18 protein-coding genes are annotated in these 20,053 nt (G+C 51.6%); 1 reads left to right on the forward strand and 17 read right to left on the reverse strand.

Annotation, left to right across the window (positions count from 1 at the left end; translation table 11 throughout):
* Positions 1-6: 6 nt before the first annotated feature.
* From BN2762_RS21160 to BN2762_RS21205, 10 genes are all read right to left on the reverse strand, one after another.
* Complete coding sequence (locus BN2762_RS21160; RefSeq protein WP_055108844.1) at positions 7-1,023, reverse strand: sugar kinase; 1,017 nt, start codon at positions 1,021-1,023, stop codon at positions 7-9.
* A complete protein-coding gene (dagF, locus tag BN2762_RS21165; protein WP_055108845.1) occupies positions 1,016-1,771 on the reverse strand; it encodes a 2-dehydro-3-deoxy-phosphogluconate aldolase in 756 nt (251 codons plus the stop codon). Before dagF ends, BN2762_RS21160 begins: the two co-directional genes overlap by 8 nt.
* 1 nt (position 1,772) lies before the next feature.
* Positions 1,773-2,876 (reverse strand): DgaE family pyridoxal phosphate-dependent ammonia lyase, encoded by a 1,104-nt coding sequence (locus tag BN2762_RS21170; protein WP_055108846.1) that lies wholly within the window; start codon positions 2,874-2,876, stop codon positions 1,773-1,775.
* The gene (locus tag BN2762_RS21175) at positions 2,842-3,975 is read right to left on the reverse strand and encodes an amidohydrolase/deacetylase family metallohydrolase (protein ID WP_055108847.1); all 1,134 of its coding nucleotides are present in this window, start codon (positions 3,973-3,975) and stop codon (positions 2,842-2,844) included. Before BN2762_RS21175 ends, BN2762_RS21170 begins: the two co-directional genes overlap by 35 nt.
* Before the next feature lie 200 nt (positions 3,976-4,175).
* Positions 4,176-6,506, reverse strand: coding sequence for an alpha-xylosidase (gene yicI, locus BN2762_RS21180; protein WP_055108848.1), 2,331 nt, complete (start codon positions 6,504-6,506; stop codon positions 4,176-4,178).
* 31 nt (positions 6,507-6,537) lie between these two features.
* Positions 6,538-7,512, reverse strand: a complete 975-nt coding sequence (locus BN2762_RS21185) for a 2-hydroxyacid dehydrogenase (RefSeq protein ID WP_055108849.1) — start codon at positions 7,510-7,512, stop codon at positions 6,538-6,540.
* Positions 7,513-7,560: 48 nt separating this feature from the next.
* Positions 7,561-8,394 carry a carbohydrate ABC transporter permease gene (locus BN2762_RS21190; RefSeq protein WP_055108850.1) on the reverse strand — a complete coding sequence of 278 codons (834 nt, stop codon included), beginning with the start codon at positions 8,392-8,394 and terminating at the stop codon, positions 7,561-7,563.
* Entirely contained in the window at positions 8,394-9,323 is a 930-nt protein-coding gene (locus BN2762_RS21195; RefSeq protein WP_055108851.1) for a carbohydrate ABC transporter permease, read from the reverse strand. The genes BN2762_RS21190 and BN2762_RS21195 overlap by 1 nt, the downstream gene beginning before the upstream one ends.
* Positions 9,324-9,434: 111 nt before the next feature.
* Positions 9,435-10,694 carry a sugar ABC transporter substrate-binding protein gene (locus BN2762_RS21200; RefSeq protein WP_055108852.1) on the reverse strand — a complete coding sequence of 420 codons (1,260 nt, stop codon included), beginning with the start codon at positions 10,692-10,694 and terminating at the stop codon, positions 9,435-9,437.
* A 172-nt stretch (positions 10,695-10,866) separates the two neighbouring features.
* Positions 10,867-11,901, reverse strand: coding sequence for a LacI family DNA-binding transcriptional regulator (locus tag BN2762_RS21205; RefSeq protein ID WP_083485056.1), 1,035 nt, complete (start codon positions 11,899-11,901; stop codon positions 10,867-10,869).
* Positions 11,902-12,480: 579 nt separating this feature from the next.
* Here BN2762_RS21205 and BN2762_RS21210 point away from each other — a divergent pair.
* Positions 12,481-13,272, forward strand: coding sequence for a CAP domain-containing protein (locus BN2762_RS21210; RefSeq protein WP_055108854.1), 792 nt, complete (start codon positions 12,481-12,483; stop codon positions 13,270-13,272).
* Positions 13,273-13,564: 292 nt separating this feature from the next.
* On the opposite strand, the gene yfcE is transcribed toward BN2762_RS21210, so the two are convergent.
* From yfcE to BN2762_RS21245, 7 genes are all read right to left on the reverse strand, one after another.
* Positions 13,565-14,110 carry a phosphodiesterase gene (gene yfcE / locus BN2762_RS21215; protein ID WP_055108855.1) on the reverse strand — a complete coding sequence of 182 codons (546 nt, stop codon included), beginning with the start codon at positions 14,108-14,110 and terminating at the stop codon, positions 13,565-13,567.
* Positions 14,111-14,300: 190 nt separating this feature from the next.
* Positions 14,301-14,624, reverse strand: a complete 324-nt coding sequence (locus BN2762_RS21220; protein ID WP_055108856.1) for an antibiotic biosynthesis monooxygenase — start codon at positions 14,622-14,624, stop codon at positions 14,301-14,303.
* Positions 14,625-14,833: 209 nt separating this feature from the next.
* Positions 14,834-15,547 (reverse strand): PadR family transcriptional regulator, encoded by a 714-nt coding sequence (locus BN2762_RS21225; protein ID WP_055108857.1) that lies wholly within the window; start codon positions 15,545-15,547, stop codon positions 14,834-14,836.
* Positions 15,548-15,840: 293 nt separating this feature from the next.
* Positions 15,841-17,022 carry an MFS transporter gene (locus BN2762_RS21230; RefSeq protein WP_055110268.1) on the reverse strand — a complete coding sequence of 394 codons (1,182 nt, stop codon included), beginning with the start codon at positions 17,020-17,022 and terminating at the stop codon, positions 15,841-15,843.
* Between the two features lie 461 nt (positions 17,023-17,483).
* The gene (locus tag BN2762_RS21235; protein ID WP_055108858.1) at positions 17,484-18,392 is read right to left on the reverse strand and encodes an NAD(P)/FAD-dependent oxidoreductase; all 909 of its coding nucleotides are present in this window, start codon (positions 18,390-18,392) and stop codon (positions 17,484-17,486) included.
* Positions 18,393-18,448: 56 nt separating this feature from the next.
* Positions 18,449-18,928 (reverse strand): RrF2 family transcriptional regulator, encoded by a 480-nt coding sequence (locus tag BN2762_RS21240; protein ID WP_055108859.1) that lies wholly within the window; start codon positions 18,926-18,928, stop codon positions 18,449-18,451.
* 151 nt (positions 18,929-19,079) lie between these two features.
* Positions 19,080-20,033, reverse strand: coding sequence for an alpha/beta hydrolase (locus BN2762_RS21245; protein ID WP_055108860.1), 954 nt, complete (start codon positions 20,031-20,033; stop codon positions 19,080-19,082).
* Positions 20,034-20,053: the final 20 nt, after the last annotated feature.

Genomic DNA, 20,053 nt, shown 5'->3' on the forward strand with positions numbered 1-20,053 from the left:
TTTCCACTACCTTTCTATATCGCCAACGGACTTCGTCATAGCCCGCAGAATTTCTTCTTCAGCTGCCATCGGAGTATCGCCCGATACGGTGTGCGCTAACATACCGGCCGCCGCGGCAAAGGCGACTGTCTTCTCCGGCGGGAAGCTCTCCAGCTCGCCATGAATGATCCCGCTCGTAAAAGCGTCCCCAGCTCCTATTCTATCATAGACGGAAAACGTCAGCACATCTGAAAAGCAAAAGCCCTGATCCTTGAACAGGAAGCCGCGCAAGGAATGAGAATTGTCGTTGTGAATCCAGCGATGGGTTCCAGCGATGACCCGGATCTGGTATTGCTTCGCAACGGCTGGAATGAGCTCCTTAAGCTGCTCTTCACGCTCTTTCTTCTCCGTATTCATCCCCAAAGTATACAGCGCGTCTTTCTCATTCATCATGACGATGTCCGCCAGCTGCAGCATCTCCTCGTAATGCGGCTTCGCCCTGCTATATCCCCCCTCGCCCCATAGGGACGGACGGTAATTGCAATCGAAAATAACGAGACCGCCCCGCTGCTTCACTGCCCGTGCCAAAGCTTTCATATGCTGTCTAACGCCATCATTCATAGCCAGGCTAATGCCGCAGAAATGAATCGCATCAATTCCCCGGGCAATATCTTCATACTGATACGCGTCCGCCGGTGCTGTATTGAAGCTGCTTTCCAGGCGATTACTATAGGTCACCCTGCTGGGCCTGACGCCGAATCCGTTCTCGAGAAAATACATGCCGATATAACTTCCCCCTCTTAAAATAAATGTAGAGGAAATCCCCAGCTTCCGTAAATACGCTGCGGCGGCATCCCCAAGCGGATTGTCCGGCAAACGGGAGACCAGGCTGCCTGTATGTCCGAACCGCGCCAGCGCCGAGGCGATATTTACCCCGGTGCCGGAAAAAGTATATTGCAAGGTGTTTCCCTGTGACAGCAGATCATATCCGGGGACCTGCAGACGCATCATGACCTCGCCAAACGCCGCTATCCGCTTAGACATACCTATCAGCCAGCCTCTTCATGATCGCCAGCAGCTCGCGAACGTCCTGGACTTTGGTTTCTCCCGTGGTCTTGTCAATAATCGAAGAGTACACATGCGGGATAACCTGCTGAACCCCTGCCTCCAGGGCGATCCGTAAAATAGCCTCGAAATTATCCATGTCAATGCCGCCCGTCGGCTCGAGGGCAAAGCCCTCCTCGGCACAGCCCCGGGCAACGGCCCGGAACTCTTCCTCCCGGCTCAGCCCCTCCATCGGAAAATACTTCAGAGCATTTCCGCCCATATCCCTGACGAGGGAAATGGCCGATTTCACCGGCACGATCGCAGGCTCGCTGCCCGCTGCACTAAACGGGCCAGTTGAGATATTTACGAAGCCTGCTTGCCCCGTCGGCGATACCAGGCTGTTAATCCAGCTCTCCTTGTCTCCTAGGTTCGCACGAGTAGCTCCGACGGCCGGAAATACCTGATTAATATGGCTGCCGGGATAATGCTTAACGATTTCCGCCACGACAGCCGCCTGGCGGTTATCGCCAGCTCCGAGCCCGATCGATACCGCTTCATCAATTTCCCGGCCATATTGCCTCATAGCCGCTACCGCTTCTTCCACGGTAGCATAATCCTTGGATAGGACACCGACCAGCACATAGCCTTCAGCCGCCTCGAATACCTCCTTGGCATTCTCTACATCTTTAGCCAGAACATTTAATGCGACCCGGCCTTTATAGAAGCGTTTGGAAATTTGTGACATATTAACATCCCCCTGTTAATTCGCGTATTCTAGCTTCAATTACGACGATGTCATCTCCGAGCAGCGGCCGCGGATCGATGTCGAAGTACCCCTGGCGTACACCGTAATCCCTTGTATATATGGCAATGTCGCCGTTCTGCAGCCCGGCCGCTACCTCTTGGGCAGTGATGCCTGTCTTCTCCGGGTTGATTTGAACGCGGGCGCGGTAAATCGCCCGTCCTGCTTCATCCTGGACAACCGTAACCTCGACCCCGTCGATATTATTTAATGGCATTAATTTATCCAGCAGCGCCTTCTCCTGCTCACTCTTGTCTTCCTTAACGATATATTCATCCAGTGCCTGGAGCAAGCCGAAGGTCGTTTCCTTGCCCACCTTCATACTGCGGCCAATTCCGTGCAGCTGTACTTTCACCCATTCGATCAAGGTCCGTTTTCCGGCGACAATGCCCGATGTAGGGCCTTCAATGGCTTTCGAGCCGCTGTAAATCGCCAAATCTGAATATTTCACGTATTTCTGAAGATCCTCTTCGGCCGCCGCATCCACGATAAGCGGAACACCGCGGCGCTGAGCGACCTCCCACGCCTCTTCCACCGAGATCATGTTTTTCTGAACAGCATGATGCGATTTGACGTACAGGATGGCAGCGGTCTTGTCGGAAATGGCCTCCTCGATATGCTCTGCCCGGCCTTCATTGGCGTAGCCGACCTCCAGCAGCCTTCCGCCCCCCAGATACACCATCGTTTCTACTGGCGCGCCATACTGCACATTATGTCCTTTCAGAATGATGATTTCATTCTTAGTAATGATCTCCTGGTGCAAGCGCTCGCTGCGGCGCTTACTCCCCTGAGTCACTAACGCCGCTACCGAGAGGGCGATTCCGCTGGATGCCGAATTGACGACTACCGCTGCTTCCGAACCGAGAATCCGCGCAACATGGTCCCCTGCTTTGTCAACTAGATCCGCAATCTCGACATAGCTCTGCCCGCCCTGCTTCATCGCTTCCATGACCGTGTCGGACGGCGCGGACACACCCAGGATGCTCATCCGTCCGCTGGCATTAATAACCCGCTTAAGCCCGTACTTCGCATTCCATGTATTCCCCACCTGCAACCACTCCTTTAGCTTTAATTAGACAGTTCGCCACTCTTCGCTCCCCTTCGGAATCGATGAGCTCTACCCGTTCGTTCTCCACCGTAAACAGCGTCAAGTTTGCAACATCGCCTGCCTGAATCCGGCCCAGCTCCGGCCGGCCCAGCCACTCAGCCGCATGGCTGGTAACCGCAGCGATCGTCTCTTCTAACGTGTAGCCCAGGCTGAGAAATTTGGTCAGCACGTTAGCCATGCTGTAGACTGGGCCATTCAGCCGATTGCCCCGGTAAATATCCGTGCTGATCGTATGCAGTCCGATCCCATGGCGTTTGGCCGCTTCCGCTACACGAAAGGAAAAGCTGGCCGTTCCATGCCCGACATCCAGATGAACGCCTCTCGCGATGGCATCGTTTAATATTTGCAGCGGCCGGCCGTCCGCCTCAAACAAATTGTTCTTCTTTCCATTGAGATAATGGGTAATAATATCTTTTCGCTGTAAAAGAGGAATGACCTCCCGAATATCCGGAGGACCTGACCCGATATGTACCATTAGCGGCAGTCCCGTCTCGCCGGACAGCTCCCGGGCGATGCGAAGCGGCTCTACGCCGCGTTCACCGACAACGCTCCTGCTGATCCTTGCTTTTAGCCCAACAATGAAATCGCTGAATCGCCGCAGAGCTTCTTTTACCTGTTCCTTATCGATCCATTCCGGCCGGGACAGCTCATCAATTCTTAATAGCCCGATCCGTGAAATGTTCAGGAAGGCCAGCACCTTCGTCTTGGCTTGCTCGCTGCTCGCCGCCAAGTCGGCAATCCGTTCCGCCCCGCAGCTTCCGGCATCCACAATCGTCGTTACACCCTGCTTCACGCCAATCTCATCAATTTCGTCCCCGTAAGGATCGAATTCAGGGAAGGCATGAACGTGCATATCGATCCAGCCGCTTGATACATAGGCACCCGCGACATCCTTCAACGGCTGCCCGCTGCCCTTTCCGGCATCGGTAATTTCAGCGATCCTGCCATCCTCGATGACAATATCGATGATCTCGCCGCTTACCCTTTTTACCTCGGGAAGAACGTATCTGCTCCCCGAAGCTTCCTTCCGATCACTCAAACTATCTACCCCCTCCACCCAAACATTATAATGTTTAAAATAACATGCTTATGCCTAAAAGTAAATATAACGTTATAATGTTTAACTCTGAAAACTGCTATAATCCAAATATATACGGAACCGCAATATATCTAAAGCTTAAAAAGACCTCGCCAAGCGGCGAGGCCTCATAAATCAATTTCCTGCATTTCATCTATGAATCAGTCATTTAATTCAATGATCATTTTCTGAGCGCCCGCCTTCGGAATAATGCGCAGACCCATCGGCCCTTCTGATTGCGTGCCATCAATGATGGATTTTACTCCCGCTATCCCGCGCAGCACCAGCTCCCAAGCTTTGCCTTCCACACTGCTCGCTGTCACAGTAAGCGTACGTCCCTTCCGCTCGACACTGACTTTCAGCTCCAGCTCTGCCTTGGTGCTGTAAACCGATGTCTCCGCCGTCTGGCCATCCCCCAGCTCAAATAGATGCAGGGCCACGCCGTCCGCATAATCATAGTCAGGGACCAGCTCATTGGCTCCTATCGCTACGAGGCTGCCCGGTCTGACCATCAGCGGCAGGCTGAAATAATCATGCTGCTCCTGAATCCAGCGCCCGCCTTCAATGACCTCTCCGCTTAAATAATTCGTCCAGCGTCCCTCCGGAAGATAATATTTCGCCGTACCCTCGCTGTTGAAGATCGGAGCGACCAGGAAGGAATCGCCGAGCATATATTGACGGTCCAGGGTATCGCAGGTCGGGTCTCCGGTAAATTCCAGCACCATAGAGCGCATTACGGGGACGCCCGTTCTTGTCGCTTCTACAGAGGTGCTGAACAGATAAGGCATTAGGGTAGCCTTCAGATGCGTAAAATGCCTCAGCACATCGCAGGCTTCCTCGTCAAACAGCCAAGGCACCCGATAGGACTGGCTTCCGTGAAGCCGGCTGTGCGTCGAGAGCAGGCCGAATGCCGTCCAGCGCTTGTACAAATCCGGGGTCGCCGTATTCTCAAAGCCGCCGATATCATGGCTCCAGAAGCTGAACCCGGACATTCCCAGCGACAAGCCGCCGCGCAGCGTCTCAGCCATAGAGACATAAGTGGCCGAGCAGTCTCCACCCCAGTGCACGGGATACTGCTGTCCCCCGGCCGTTGCCGAGCGGGCGAACAGCATGGCTTCGTTTTTGCCCCGGGTTTCCTCCAGCACTTCGAATACCGCTTTATTATACAGATGGGTATAATAGTTGTGCATTTTCACCGGATCCGAGCCGTCGAAATAGACGACATCGGTCGGAATGCGCTCGCCGAAGTCTGTCTTAAAGCAGTCGACGCCCATTTCCAGCAAAGCTTTAAGCTTATCCTTATACCAGCGTACGGCTGCCGGGTTCGTGAAATCGACCAGCCCCATGCCGCCCTGCCATCTGTCCCACTGCCATACATCGCCGTCCTTCGTTTTGACAAGATAGCCATGAGCCTTGCCCTCGTCGAACAAATAAGACTGCTGGGCAATATAGGAGTTAATCCATACGCATATTTTCAAGCCCTTGCTCTTGAGCCGCTTCAGCATGCTCTCCGGGTCAGGGAACACATCCTCATCCCATTTGAAGTCGCACCAGTGGAACTCCTTCATCCAGAAGCAATCGAAATGGAACACATGGAGCGGGATATCGCGCTCGCTCATGCCGTCGATAAAGCTGGTTACCGTACCCTCATCATAGCTCGTTGTAAAAGAGGTCGTCAGCCAGAGGCCGTAAGACCAGGCCGGAGGCAAAGCCGGTTTTCCCGTCAGCTTCGTATAGTTATCGAGGACTTCCTTTAAATTCGCTCCGCCGATAATATAATATTTTAACGTTTCGCCGGGCACGCTGAACTGTACCTTGGAGACGACTTCAGACGCTATCTCGTAGGATACGCGTTCCGGGTGATCGACGAAGACGCCATAGCCGTAGTTAGACAAATAGAATGGTACATTTTTATAAGCTTGCTCGCTGCAGGTACCGCCGTCTTCATTCCACAGGTCGACAACCTGCCCGTTTTTCACAAAAGGGGTGAATCGTTCCCCGAGGCCATAGATATACTCCCCTACGCCGAGGTCAAGCTGCTCGCGCATATAGGTCGTTTGATCCGGCATTTTGATATGGCCCGGGCTTTTATATCCGCTGCCGGTCAGCCGTTTGCCGTCATACAGGAAATGCGTGCTCCAGCCTTCGTTTTTGTGAACCTCCACGCTGAGCCTTCCGCTCGTCAAGCTGGCGATATCCGCGCCGTTCTCGATCCGTACCTCGGCAGCGCCGTCAAGCAGCTTTTGAAACTCCGGCCCCTTCGGCAGGCGCCCGCCGTGATGCACCAGCTCCACGGCGATGACATCCGGCATCGGCGACGTATAATTAACGGTTAAAATCGCCGTGTTCAGCGTATCTCCGCGCGTGATGATTTTTTTGCAGGAGGCCAGCACCGTAAGCTTATCCTCCGCCGTCCTGACACCTCGAACTTCTACTGGATAGTTCAGTGTAACGCCTGGTCTGACATGCCAGTACCCATCCGTAAATTTCATCTCTCGTATCCTCCAATATGCTGTATATTTATTAAAGCTGCTGCAGCTCGGGAACGATCTGCACCGGGGCTTGTCCCGTTAAGGCATGCACTAAATTTCTCGCGGCCGCGAAGGCCATATTCAGCCTCGTCTCGGCCGTAGCAGAGCCGATATGAGGCAGGGTGACCACATGATCCATTTGCAGCAGCGGATGATCCGCCGGAATCGGCTCGCGCTCATACACGTCCAGCCCGGCCCCGGCGATTTGCCCCTGCTGCAGCGCCTGGATCAATGCCGCCTCATCGACGTTCTCTCCGCGAGAGGCGTTGACAAATATGGCGTTGTTCTTCATCCGCTCAAACTGCGCCTTGCCCATAAGATGCTTCGTCTCCGGCGTAAGCGGCGTCATTAGAATTACATAATCCGAGGTGGCCAGCAGCTCATCCATAGAGCAATATCGGAGTCCATAGCGTTCCTCCGCCTCGGGCTTGCGGCGCCGGTTATAATACACGACATCCATTTCAAAGCCCAGCGCCGCCCGGCGGGCGACGGCTTCGCCGATCCGTCCCATGCCGATAATGCCCAGCCGTTTGTGATGGACATCGAGCCCATACAGCTCGGCATCCATTCCTCGCACCCAGCCGCCTTCCTTGACAAGCCGATCCAGAGCGGTCACTCTGCGCGCCGCCGCCAGCAGCAGGGCCATCGCCAGATCCGCCACCGTCTCGTCCAGCACGTAAGGAGTATGGGTGGCCACCAGCTTGCGCTCCTTCAGCGCCTGCAGATTCAGATTGTTGTAGCCGGCCGATAGATTGCTGATGACACGGAGACGCGATCCTGCTTCCAGCACCGCTTGCCCAATTGGGGTTCCTGTGACAAGCAGGCCTTCCGCATCCCCGATCTCCTTCGCCAGACGCTCTTCGGTAATATCTTCCGGCCCCTGCCAATACCGGCATTCTCCATGCTCCTCCAAATAAGCGGCCACGGGCTCCGGCAAATCCCTTGCAATATAAATCCGCGGTTTCATCCCAGCTCCTCCTGTCTCTTCGTTGTTCGTCAGCCTCGCTCCGCTAGATCAATCCTTCATAGAGCCAGCTGTAATCCCGCCGACCACGTATTTTTGCATGGAGATAAATATCACGATGATCGGCAGCGCCGCAATGGTCGCAACCGCCATCAGGTTGTTCCACTCCGTGCCGTATTGGCCGATAAACCGATACAGCCCCAGCGTCAGCGGCCGAACCGAGTTGCTGGTCGTCAATGTCAACGCGAAGATGAAATCCCCCCAGCCGAACAGGAAGCAAAAGACGGCCACCGTCATAAGCCCGGGCATAACCAGCGGCAAAATGATTTTCGTAAATGAGGAAAATTTATTGCAGCCATCGATCATCGCGGCTTCCTCAAGCCCGCCCGGCAGCGCCAGAAAGAATGGACGCAGCGTAATAATGGCAAACGGCAGGGAATGGATGAGATCCGCAAAGATCAATCCGGCAAAATTATCGATCAATTGCACCTTGGAGAACATAATGTACAGCGGCATCGCCATCATAATGCCGGGGAGCATCTGAATCGACAGCACTGAAATCATCATGAGTCCTTTGCCCTTAATCGGGAGCCGTGCCAGCGCATATGCAGCCGGGATCGCCAGCAGCAGCGACAGAACCATCGTCCCTAGCGCGATAATAAAGCTGTTGCCGATGTAGCCGATCATGTCCTGATTGCGAACAAAGTTGTTGATATAAGACTCGAACGTGGCACCTACGGGAAAAATATGCGGCGGATTGTGATAAAGCTCCGTTACCGGGGTAATTGACGTTTTTACCATCCAATATACCGGGAAAAGAAACACGACCATAATCAGAATGCCGATGAAGGTCGAACCGCCCATTCGCCATCTCGAATTCGTCATTAGTGGACCTCCTCCTTGCTCGACATTCTCAAATATCCGATCGATATGACGATTAGAATCAGGAACATAATCATGGATACTGAGGCGCCCTGACTGAATTCCAGCGTCGTAAAGGACAACTGATAGGCGTAGATCGGCAGCACTGTCGAAGAGTTCACCGGTCCGCCCGCGGTCATGATAAAGATGAGATCGAATACTTTAAACGTATTGATGATGCCCAGGATCATCAGTACAAGAATCGTCGGGCGCATCAGCGGCAGGGTAATATGCCGAAATTGCACCAAGCGGTTCGCCCCGTCCAGCTTGGCAGCCTCGTACAGATGCTCGGGCAGACCTTGCAGCCCGGACAATAGAATAATCATATTAAACGGAATCCCGATCCAAATGTTGGCCACGACCGTGCTTAGCAGAGCCGTGCTGCCTTCGCTCAGCCAGTTGATTGGCTGGTCGATGATTCCCAAGGTTTGCAGGAAATAATTGATGACGCCGAAATCGCCGGACATCATCCATTGAAAGATCGTCCCGCTAATAACGACCGGCAGCATCCAGGCCAGCAGCATCAGCGAGCGGAACAGATTGCGTCCCGGGAATTTCTGATTAAAGAACAATGCCAGCGCGAAGCCGAGCGTAAATTGGAAAAAGATACTGAGCACCGTGAACACGGCGGAATTTTGCAGCGCGGTGTAAAACACCGGGTCCTTCAACGATTTCACGTAATTGGATAATCCGATAAAATCATGCTTGCCGCTTAGGTTATACACGTTGACGTTCTGGAAGCTCAACATGAGATTATAAAGCAGCGGAAAACCGATAAATACGATCATAAAGATGAGAGCCGGTACGACAAACAAATAATTGTTCCAGGATGAGAACCATTTGGCTCCGCGGGATTGTCCTCTATTCCCGTTTACGGCTGATTTATGGGACATAACTTCTCCCCCTATTTGCTGTGTATGGGGATGCAGCGCAGCATCCCCCTTGCTGATTGACTATCGTTATAGTTATGGTTCCTGTATACCTCTGCCTGCTTAGGATTCAGCCTATTTCTTGACAAGCGGCTCGATCTTCGCGCCTGCCTCCTTCACGGCTTGCTCCGGCGTTTTGCTTCCGGTAATAACCTCCTGCAGCATAATTTGAATCGCCTCGGAGATTTTCGGATATTCCGGCCCATAGGCTCTCGCCCTAGCGACTTCCATCGCATCGGCGAACACCTTCAGTTCCGCGTCATCCTGCCAGAAGGGATCCTGCAGCAGATCGGAGCGGCTTGGCAGACGCCCGGCTGCCTGATCAAACGCTTTCAATCGTTCCGGCTCGTTAGCGAATTTAATAATGTCGAATGCGATATCTTTATTTTTGGAAGCCTTCGTAATCGCCCAGTTTTCTCCGCCAAGGATCGTGCCGCCCTGCTTATTCACCGGCAGCTCTACAACGCCCCAATTGACTTTTCCTTCTTTTCTCAGCAGCGGAATTTGCCAAGTACCGTTGATCATCATCGCTACCTTGCCTGTAGAGAACTGCACTACTGTATCGGACTGCTTCTGATTAATGATCTCCTTGGACATGTAGCCATTCTTCACCAAATCCTGCACCAGCGTTGCCGCTTCAATCGTGCCCGCACTATCGAAGTTATCGATGTCTGCACCTGCTTGATACATCAGAGGCAGGAATTGGAATGTGCCCTCTTCGGTTTTCACCGCAGTCATGGACAGACCGTAAACATCACTCGTCGTCAGCTGCTTAGCTGCTTCTTTTAACTCCTCCCAATTGGTAGGCGGGGCAATTCCCTTGGCTTCCAGCATATCCTTGTTGTAATAGAGCGCCAGATTATTGCTGCCGATCGGCACGCCATAGTTCTTGCCTTCATACATCGTCGAGGACCATGGTCCTTCGTAATACTTGTCGGCCTCTCCCCACGCCTTGATCTCATCCGTCAAATCCGCCAATATCCCAGCGGCGGCAAAAGCCTGATGGTCCGGGTTGTCCAGCCAGACGATATCCGGCATTTGATTGCCGACGGAGCCGAGGAGCAGCTTGTTCTTAATATCCGCAAACGAAATATAAGTTCGTTCGATCTTCACATTCGGATAGGCCGCCTCGTAGTCGGCGATAATCGTCTGTATTGCGCCCTGAGTCGCTTCACTCGTCATCGAATCCCACCATTGAATGACGACCTTATCGCCATCCTTGCCCGAGTTCGGCGAGGAGCCCGACGTTCCCGACTCGGTGCTCGGTGCGCAAGCCGTCAGCAATATGGCGAACGCGACCAAAGCCGCCATGAGAGCCCTTACATTCTTAAACATATACATTCCCCCTAGCAAATTTTTTTATATTTGCATGCACTGCCGCTTTATCGAAACATAAAACGGAGGCAGTAATGCCTTTACCCGGGATTACATCAGAATCAAGTGCATAAATTGATGTGCGCACATCAATTTTGATGTAAAAAAAGCGCTGTACTACACTTAACGCTATTTAAATGTAATAAAGCGCATTTTCTTTGGTCACCAGCTCCAGCTTGGTGATGTTCTCCTTAAATCCAACCTTTTGCCCATTGACCAGGTAATCAAACATGGACTTCACGGTGAGATACCCCTGGTTGACGGGATCCTGGCAGATCGTGGCCGTAATGATGCCTCGTTCCATATACATCTGCGTCTCCTCGGTCATATCATGGCCGATCAGAATCGGCTTATGGTCAAGACCCAGCCCTTCCAGATGCTTAGCGACCACATCCAGCCTTGCACTGGACACGTAAACACCGTCGACCTCGCGGAAATAATCGGCAAATGCCTCGGGCGAATCGTAATCCTCCTGCCTCAGCCTTAGAGGGCCGACCAGTTCGATATGATCGTATTCGTCGACGACTTCCCGGAACCCGGTAATTTTCTGCTGCATTTGAAAATTGGTATACGACATGACCAGGCCAATCCGGGTCTTCTGCCCGAGAAACTTGCAAAGCACGTCGGCGGCCAGCCGCCCGGCAATGCGGTAATCGCATCCGACATAGTACAGCCGCTTGCTCAGGGGCGAATCGCTGTTAAAAGTGCAGATCGTAATCCCCTTGTCCACCCCGCGGTCGATAAGCTCAGCCATCTCCAGCGGATCATTCGGCGACAAGGCGATCGCATCATACTTGCCCGAATCAATGAGCTGCTGAACCAGCTGCTTCTGCGGCTCCAAATCATATCCTTCAGAACGAAAGACGCTGACCGAAAGACCATAATCACGGAATTCATCAATCGCAATCTGAATCCCCTTCTCTACCTGCTTCCAGAAATATTCCGGATGCTCCGGAAACACGATCGCCATGGAAAAATCATTCATCCGAGCCAGAAAACTCGCCGACTTGTTGGGCATATAGTTGAGCTCTTTGATTTTCTCCATAACTTTCTCATAGGTTTCACGCTTCACGTTCCCCCTATTGTTCAGCACCCGGTCCAATGTTGCAGGAGAGACGCCAATTTCCTTGGCAAACTCTTTAATCGTCAATCTCCTACCCTGATTCATGGCTTTTCCCTCTGTCTAAACATAATTTCAAACCTTGTAATGATCAAATCATATCAATCCCAAAGAATCTTGTCAACGTTTTCATGATGCTTTTTCGATTTTTTTTGATTTGCGAACATCATTTTGTTGTTTATACCTGAATTACGGAGTTACTGTCCGCTGGCTCCTGAAGTTATTGATTTAATGAACTACTATCTGCTAGTTTTGCATCACCTAAAAACCTAAATGCTTAATACCTATATGTAAACATACAAACATATAAACCTACATTATTATAAACCTTACATTCTTATATACTTGCAATCCTGACTGCAGACTGTAGCTGCAAACTTACCAGTTTCCAATCTTGCAATCTTGCTTTCTTGCAGCCTTGCAGTCTTGCAACCGTACTAACCTGCCAACCTGCACCCTATCCATAACTTACCTCCCCATTTTCTTTAGCAGGCATGATAGAATGGGTTTGTGACAAATTACAAATTTGTAACTATTGTCATTGTAGTTAATGTCGCATTCGTATTTCTGTCTTTTAAGCTTCAAGTTTTCTAAAACCTACCTGAATGATGTGGAGGGAACCTGACTATGAATAACAAACATTTCAAAGCAATATTAACTGGAAGCATGGCCACCGCCGTATTAGCTGCGGGCATCGTGCTGCCGCAGGCAGGCAAAGCTGAAGCCGCTGCAGCGCCGAGCAATAACTGGCATAAGCAGGCTCAGCAGGTTTGGATCCAATGGAGCTGGAATGGTTCTTTTGGCAATCTGGATTGGTACAAACTGCTGCAGCCAACACCAGGGGAGCAAACATGGACTCCTGAGAAGCCACAAACCGAAGCGCCATCGGCTCCAAATCAAAAGCCGACGGCACCAAGTCAAAAGCCATCAGCTGGAACGGATGGATCTGCCGGGAAGGATGCCGCTGCAAAACCGACTGCGCCGGCAACACCAACAGCTCCTACGGCACCAAGCAAGGAGAATGGAAGTACAGCCGGGCAGACCGATGCTGCTTCTTTTGCCGCACAAGTAGTTGATCTGGTTAACAAAGAGCGGAGCAAAGCAGGCCTGAAGCCGCTTGCGACGCAAGCCAATCTCACGAAAGTGGCTGCTGCCAAAGCAGCGGATATGCGCCAAAATGGATATTTTGACCACCAATCGCCTACGTACGGCTCTCCATTCGATATGATGAAGCAGTTTGGCGTTACCTATAGCTATGCGGGCGAAAACATCGCAAAAGGACAGCGTACTCCTTCCGAGGTTATGAATGCTTGGATGAATAGCGAAGGCCATCGTCAAAACATTATGAACGCAAACTTTACCCACATCGGCGTTGCCTATGACAACGGCTATTGGGTCCAAGAATTCATTGGAAAATAATCCAATCTATATTAGATGAACCATAGATTTTACCGGTAAATTATCCGGATGAAATGTTCTTTCGAAATTGTGTACAAAACCATAATGCTAGGCGCCCTGCGAACATGTTCGGGGGCGCTTTCGTATGATTTTCCAACAAAACTGCCAGGATTGGATGCCTCTGCGACTCTTCTGTAGGATTTTTCGTACAAAGTGCTTGCTGCAGCCGACAGGCCCGATTCCAGCTCGATCGGGGAAGAGAGGCCAAAAGGCCGCCACACGCTTAGAGCATATCAATTGAATGAAAGACAAATTAGTTGAATGAAATACGTTTTACCACTCCGCCATCAAAATCTTTTACACAAAACTCTCCGTTACTCAGAATGCCATAAGAGTTAGGATAATTCTCTTTAGGCAGCGATATAGAGCCTGGGTTCAACACGTATATTCCGGCCTTCCGGTCAGCCACAGGAATATGGGTATGCCCCTGAATAAATACGTCCTTGTCCGCTAGAGGCGGCAGCTGCTCAATATTAAAGCCATGCCCGTGCGTGGCAAAAATACGCCGGCCTTCATGGAGGACAATCGTATATTCCGCCATCATCGGGAATTCAAGCAGCATTTGGTCTACCTCGGCGTCACAATTCCCGCGTACAGCAATAATATTATTTTTATGCTGATTGAGGATTTGGGCAACCCGCTGCGGATCATAGCCTTCGGGTAACGGATTACGCGGCCCGTGATACAGAAAATCCCCAAGAATCACAATCTGTTCTGGGCACTCCTCCCGAACCTTCTCCATGGCTCGTTCCAGCCAATAAGCGGATCCATGAATATCGGATATAAACATTAGTTTCATAAAAACTCTCTCCTTAATACGCATCTGCAGCCACTTCATAAAATCTGCCTTAATTCATTTTCCAAATAACCAGCGATGTTGGTCAGTACTCTAATTTTATATTAAAAAAGACAATCCTCAAAGGACTGCCTCTTTTACCTATAGGTCGTTTACTTAAATATCACAGATATATAAATATTCCATGACGCTCTTACGGATTCAAGCCTTCCTTCACGGCCTTCACCTCATACATATTGACAGTTGTGCTGATAATGTATTCCGGGGCCGGTTTGCCTCTGTTCTGACGATGCCCCTGAATATGGACATCGCTCTTCTCCCAATTTTTCCAGTCCTCCACAGATCTCCAGCGGATCATAACGACGACCTCTTCGTGCTCCTGTTTTTTTCGGTTAACCATGACGGTTTTATCAATGAGCCCTTCCATCGAATCCATCGGGCTTTCTTTGGAAAAACGCTCAAGGACGAGATCCACCTTATCCTTCTGCACCAATATCGTTCTCGTTTGAATTAACATAGTATTGCCTCCTCTTATTGTTCATAATTATGATCCTATTTTAAATGAACTTAGGCCGCCTTGCGAATCGCAGAGCTTCATCAAGAATCAGAATTCGCAGCAGCTTCGTCCATAATTAGAATTCACGGACGGAAAGTGATAATGCGCGCGAAGGAAACAGAGCTTCGTCTTGCCTCGGACAATCCGCGCCCCTCCGACGGCCTAACTCCCTATTCACCGGTATGGCTATCGTCCGTGGACGGCTTATTAGAGGATGGCTTCGGCACAGCTTCGTCCTTGCTGACATTCTCGGAGGAAGCCAAATTATCAGACAGGCTGGCTTTTAGCGCGGTCATAATCTCCTGAAACTGCGCCGCCTGCTTGGAGCCAGGGTTTATCTTCGCCGCTTCCGCCGCTCTCGCCAGCAAATGGATTACCTCGGACCAATCCTTCATCAGCCCTCGCAAAAGCTGCCTTCCATGCCCGCCGCCATAAGGCCGGTGCCGTCCAGGCTGCTCCCAGGGGCTTCCCGGCCGCTCTGCTGCTTCCTCTTTTTGCTCGCGCAGATATGTCAGTCCCTCATCCGTAATATGGTACAGCTTCTTGCCATCCTTCTCGCTGGAGCCTATAAGCTGCATATCCTCAAGCCACTGCAAGTTTGGATACACAGAGCCTGGACTTGGGGAATACAAACCGCCCGTCTTCTCCTCCATCGTCTTAATCAGCTGATACCCGTGCATCGGCTCTATGGCCAGCAGCTCAAGCAGGGCGAACTTGAATTTCCCGCGCTCAAAAAAGCGCTTGCCCTCTCCCCGTCCGCTAAATCCCCCCCGCCCACCACCATGGCGGTGTCTTAGGGATATATCCTGGTAAGCTCCATCCCTGCCATATCGTCCGCGCCCAGGCTGACCTGCGCGCCAAGCTTCATTCTCGTGAAACCTCATATTTTCGTCCACCTTTCAATACGATATATCGTTATATTACAACGATATATCGTATTGGTCAATGTACTGCTGAGAAAAATAATAATCACGCATAAAATAATGACCGCAATGTAAGTTAGGAATGTAATTTAAAAAGGACGTCCAGTAGAACTAAAAAACAAAATTTTTCATCTACAATCCGCTCGGCTTGCTGATCATGTACAAGCTCAAAAATAAAAAAAGCCGGAGGCTCTGGTACTCCAAAGTCTCCGGTTCATCCCTTCCCGCACATTCGCCCGCAAGGCGAAGCTGCGTCAATTTGTTTCCGGGGGAACAGCAGCCATACTCTGTGAGCGCAGCCCATTTTTCTTCAACAGACGCTTTACAAAGAAAATGAACAAGAGCAGCGACAGCCCGACCGAAATAGCGCTGACCGTGAACAATATCTGGTAGCTCGTATGCTGGGAGACCCAGCCCAGCACGATCGCGCCCAGTCCGATGCCTAGATCGGCAGCGGTCAGAAAAGACGCATTGGCCACTCCTTTCCGATCCGGGCGGGCCAGATTTATCGCTGCCGCTTGAAGCATCGGCTGCGCGGAACCAAAGCCAATGCCGTACAGTACGGCGGAAGCGAGCATGCCGAATAGTCCGGTCGAAAGGCTGAGAACAATCAGAGCCACAATGGTTACCGCAAGGGACGGGATAATGACAAATGACTCACCATGCCGGTCCGATAGTTTTCCCGCAATGGGACGAATTAAGAACAGCGTTATGGCATAAACGAGAAAGAACGTGCCGGAATTAACCTGAATCGAGCTGGCAAGCATCGGAACGAAGGTCGTGATGCCCCCGTAAGCAATCGTCAAGAAAAAGACCGACGCCGTAACAGGCAGCACCGAATTCTCGAAGAGTACGATCCTCGTTGTTTTTTTCTGCGGGCGGAACGGGATTTTGGCGCCGAGCGCTAGGAGCAGCGCAGCGACGGAGAGACCCGCCGCGGAGAGAAACAAGATGGTATATGACATATTCTGCGTTAACCAGATGCCGATAATCGGGCCGACGGCCATCGCCAGGGTCATCGCTGTGCTGAACCATCCCATGCCTTCCCCGCGGCGGGTGGATGGAATCATATCGGTAGCCGCCGTAAAAAGGGCCGTCGTAGATACAGCCCAACTGACCCCGTGCACGATTCGAATCCATAATAAGACGGCGATGCCGCCGATCCAATCGTACATATACATCGCCAAGGCGAAGAATATCAGCCCCCAAACGATGAATGGACACCGCCCGAACCGGTCCAGCAGTACGCCGACAACCGGACGGCAGACAACGGCCGACAGCATGAATGCCCCCGCAATCAAACCGATTTGCGCTTCGTTGCCGCCCAGCTCCTTAATGAACAGCGGCAGCGTTGGGAGCAGCAAATAAAATCCAGCGAACAAGAACAGCGTGCCTACTGTTACAAAAATAAACGATTTCGTCCACAGACGCTCCACGTTCATTTCATCCCCCTTGAAAATTTCCCCAGTATTCTTAACGCCCTCTTGTTTTCAAATATGCTAAGCCACAATCTGTCCTATGCATCCTATTTATCGGAGCTTCAGAAGCGATATACCAAATTGGTCGCTATTCTAGCCTCTCCATATCAGCGATCCTAATCCTATACTAATAAATAACAATCATAAACAGCATAAAGTTCTCTAAAATTTAATTATATATTCATTCTGTGCCCATGGCTGCGATCAACTCAAGACAGGCAAATTTCTTTTATCCGTTCAGGTCATCACTTCATCGGAGCTGTAAAAAGCCTCGGATCACTCCAAGGCTCGGGTTGCTGATAGGAACATGGACTATTTTAAAATGTTGATCCCAGTTCCGCCACCTACGTCCAGGATTCGCTCCCCGCATTCAGACTGCTGCAGGGACAACACCTCGGCTCCCTGCATGCCGAGCATCTTCATCCTCTCTCCCTCCATGCCTCTGTGTTGAGTTCATTGTTCATGGCGGCGGCGGATAATGTCCCCATCGCAGCGGCGGCAATGGCCTGATGACGCATCGAAGCCGCATCTCCAGCGCTGTACACGCCCGGAATATTCGTCTTGCCAAGCTCATCGATGACGACGGTTCCCGCCTCCGTGACTTGGCAGCCTGCAGCCTGAGGCAAATTCGATCCCGCCACCAGCTTTGGCCTAAAAAAGATCCCGCCGCACGGAACGATCGTCCCGTCTTCAAGCACAACCTGCCGCACCATCCCGCCCTCTGAATCAATCGAACGAATCGGTGATTCGAGCACGGGCACTTGATGCCGCCGGAGCTCCTCACGCTCCGGTTCAGACAGTTCAGCGGCACCGTTCGTGCAAATCGTAAAACGGTTCGTCCATCCGGATATCAGTTGGGCAAAATGCATAGCATCGGGGCCCTTGCTAATGATGACAAGCTGCTTGTCCCTCAGTTCCCAGCCATCGCAATAAGGACAGACAAAGGCGCTTGTCCCATAGACCTCCTTCAGCCCTTTAATGTCGAGCGGGCGGTCCTTCATGCCAACGGCAAACAACAGCTTTTTGCATTGAAAGCTTTGCCCCTTCGCAGTCTCAACTTGAAAATCGCCGTCTGTTCCTGTGATCGCCACGGCCGTATCCGCCACAAAAGAGACGGATGGATAGGCACCGATCTGCTCGATCGCAATCCGCCTGAACTCGCTGGGACTTATTCCATCGCGCGTAAGGAAGCCATGGGCCTCACGGGTCACTCCGTTGCGGGGACGGCCTTCATCGATCACCGCTGCCTTCTTCCTTGCCCGGCCCAGCACGAGAGCGGCGCTAAGGCCTGCCGGTCCTCCGCCAATAATTACTGCATCCAATTTCATCCCTTAATACACCTCCGTAGATCTTTAATATCTATAATTAAAGTACAAGAAGCTCATCACTTCTTGTTTGCGCCAAGGCTGCTCTTATGGGAGGCAGCATCCAATACCGACTGGATCGTATGCTCCCGCAAGTATTGATGCAGATGCTCCTCGGCGCCGTCCATCACCTTTTTGACCAGGCACTCCCCAGGTTCATCCTGAGCGGGTCCAGCCGCATTCTCTTCAGCAAGTAGGCGATGCTGCGGCGAATCCATATTCGAGCATTCAAACAGCCGCTGCCTGCCTTCAATAACCTGAATAACCTCTAGAAATGTAATCTGTTCTGGCGGGCGGGCCAGCTCGTAACCGCCGTTCACTCCAGGCACTGCTCGTACAATTCCATCCTGCCTCAGCTTGGACATGATCTTGGACAGATAGCTCTCCGAAACGCCAAGCATTGAGGCCAGCTCCTTAATTCCGATGTTATCGCCCCGCTCAGATCGAGCCAAATGGATTAAAGCGTGCAGGGCATAGTCGGTGCTTTTAGAAAATTGCAGCTTTACTCCCTCCTTTCCGGCAAGTTTGTATAATAGACCCTATAAGCTATTCGTCTTTTTATATTGTGGATTTTGTAAATCCATAATAACCATAATGTATTTTGACTGTCAAGAAACGAATTAATTGTTTATTCTGAGCAGACTATCCCCGCTACTTGACGTAAGCCGCAATAAATTCAGAGACCTCGCGGTCATATGCCTCCGGATTCACTAGCCGGGCCTGACCGTGTCCCGCGCCGGGGACAATAACGAGCTTTTTCTCTGCCGGGCCGTTCTCATACAGCTTGTAGGCCATTTCAGTCGGCACAAACAGATCCTGGTCGCCATGAATAAACAATGTCGGAGTAACGGATTTTTTCACCTGCTCCAGCGCTGAGGCCTCGCCGAAAAAATATCCTGCCCGCAGCTTGGTCACCAGGCTCGTAGTTTGCACCAGCGGGAAAGCCGGAAGATGATACATGCGCTTTAACTGATAGGCCAACTGCTCCTTGGCCGACGTATATCCGCAGTCCTCCACAACAGCCTTGACATGGGGAGGCAGCTTCTCTCCGCTGGTCATCAATACGGTTGCCCCTCCCATGGACACGCCGTGCAGCACAATTTGCGCCTGATCGCCCGAATGCTCTATCACCTGATCGATCCATTGGATGTAATCCCTGCGCTCCGGCCAGCCAAAGCCGATATAATGCCCTTCGCTATTTCCATGTCCGCGGGCATCCGGCAGAAGCACATTGTAGCCCAGCTTGTCGCTGTACATTCGGGCCAATTTCCCCATATCAGCAGCCTTACTGCTGTATCCATGCGCAATAATAACGGTTTTATTCGTTTGAGCTGGAGCTCCCAGATAGTATGCATGCAGCTTAAGCCCATCGTCCGACATCAGGCTCCAATCCTCGAAGGCCTGCTGCTCCCACCAGGCTCCGATATCCGAGTCAGGATCATCCTCCTTGATGCTGACGCTAACCTCCAGGTCGGGATTGCCTCGCAAAAATTCCTTCTCCGTGCGGGCGACCGCAACATTGTAGAAATAGAAGCTTGCAGCGGTGAGTACTAGAACTAGCAGAACAAAAGCAGAAGCGATCACAATAAACACCTTTCTCTTCATAATAATTCCTCCGGTTTGCC

The sequence above is a fragment of the Paenibacillus ihumii genome (genome assembly GCF_001403875.1).
Lineage (GTDB): Bacteria > Bacillota > Bacilli > Paenibacillales > Paenibacillaceae > Fontibacillus > Fontibacillus ihumii.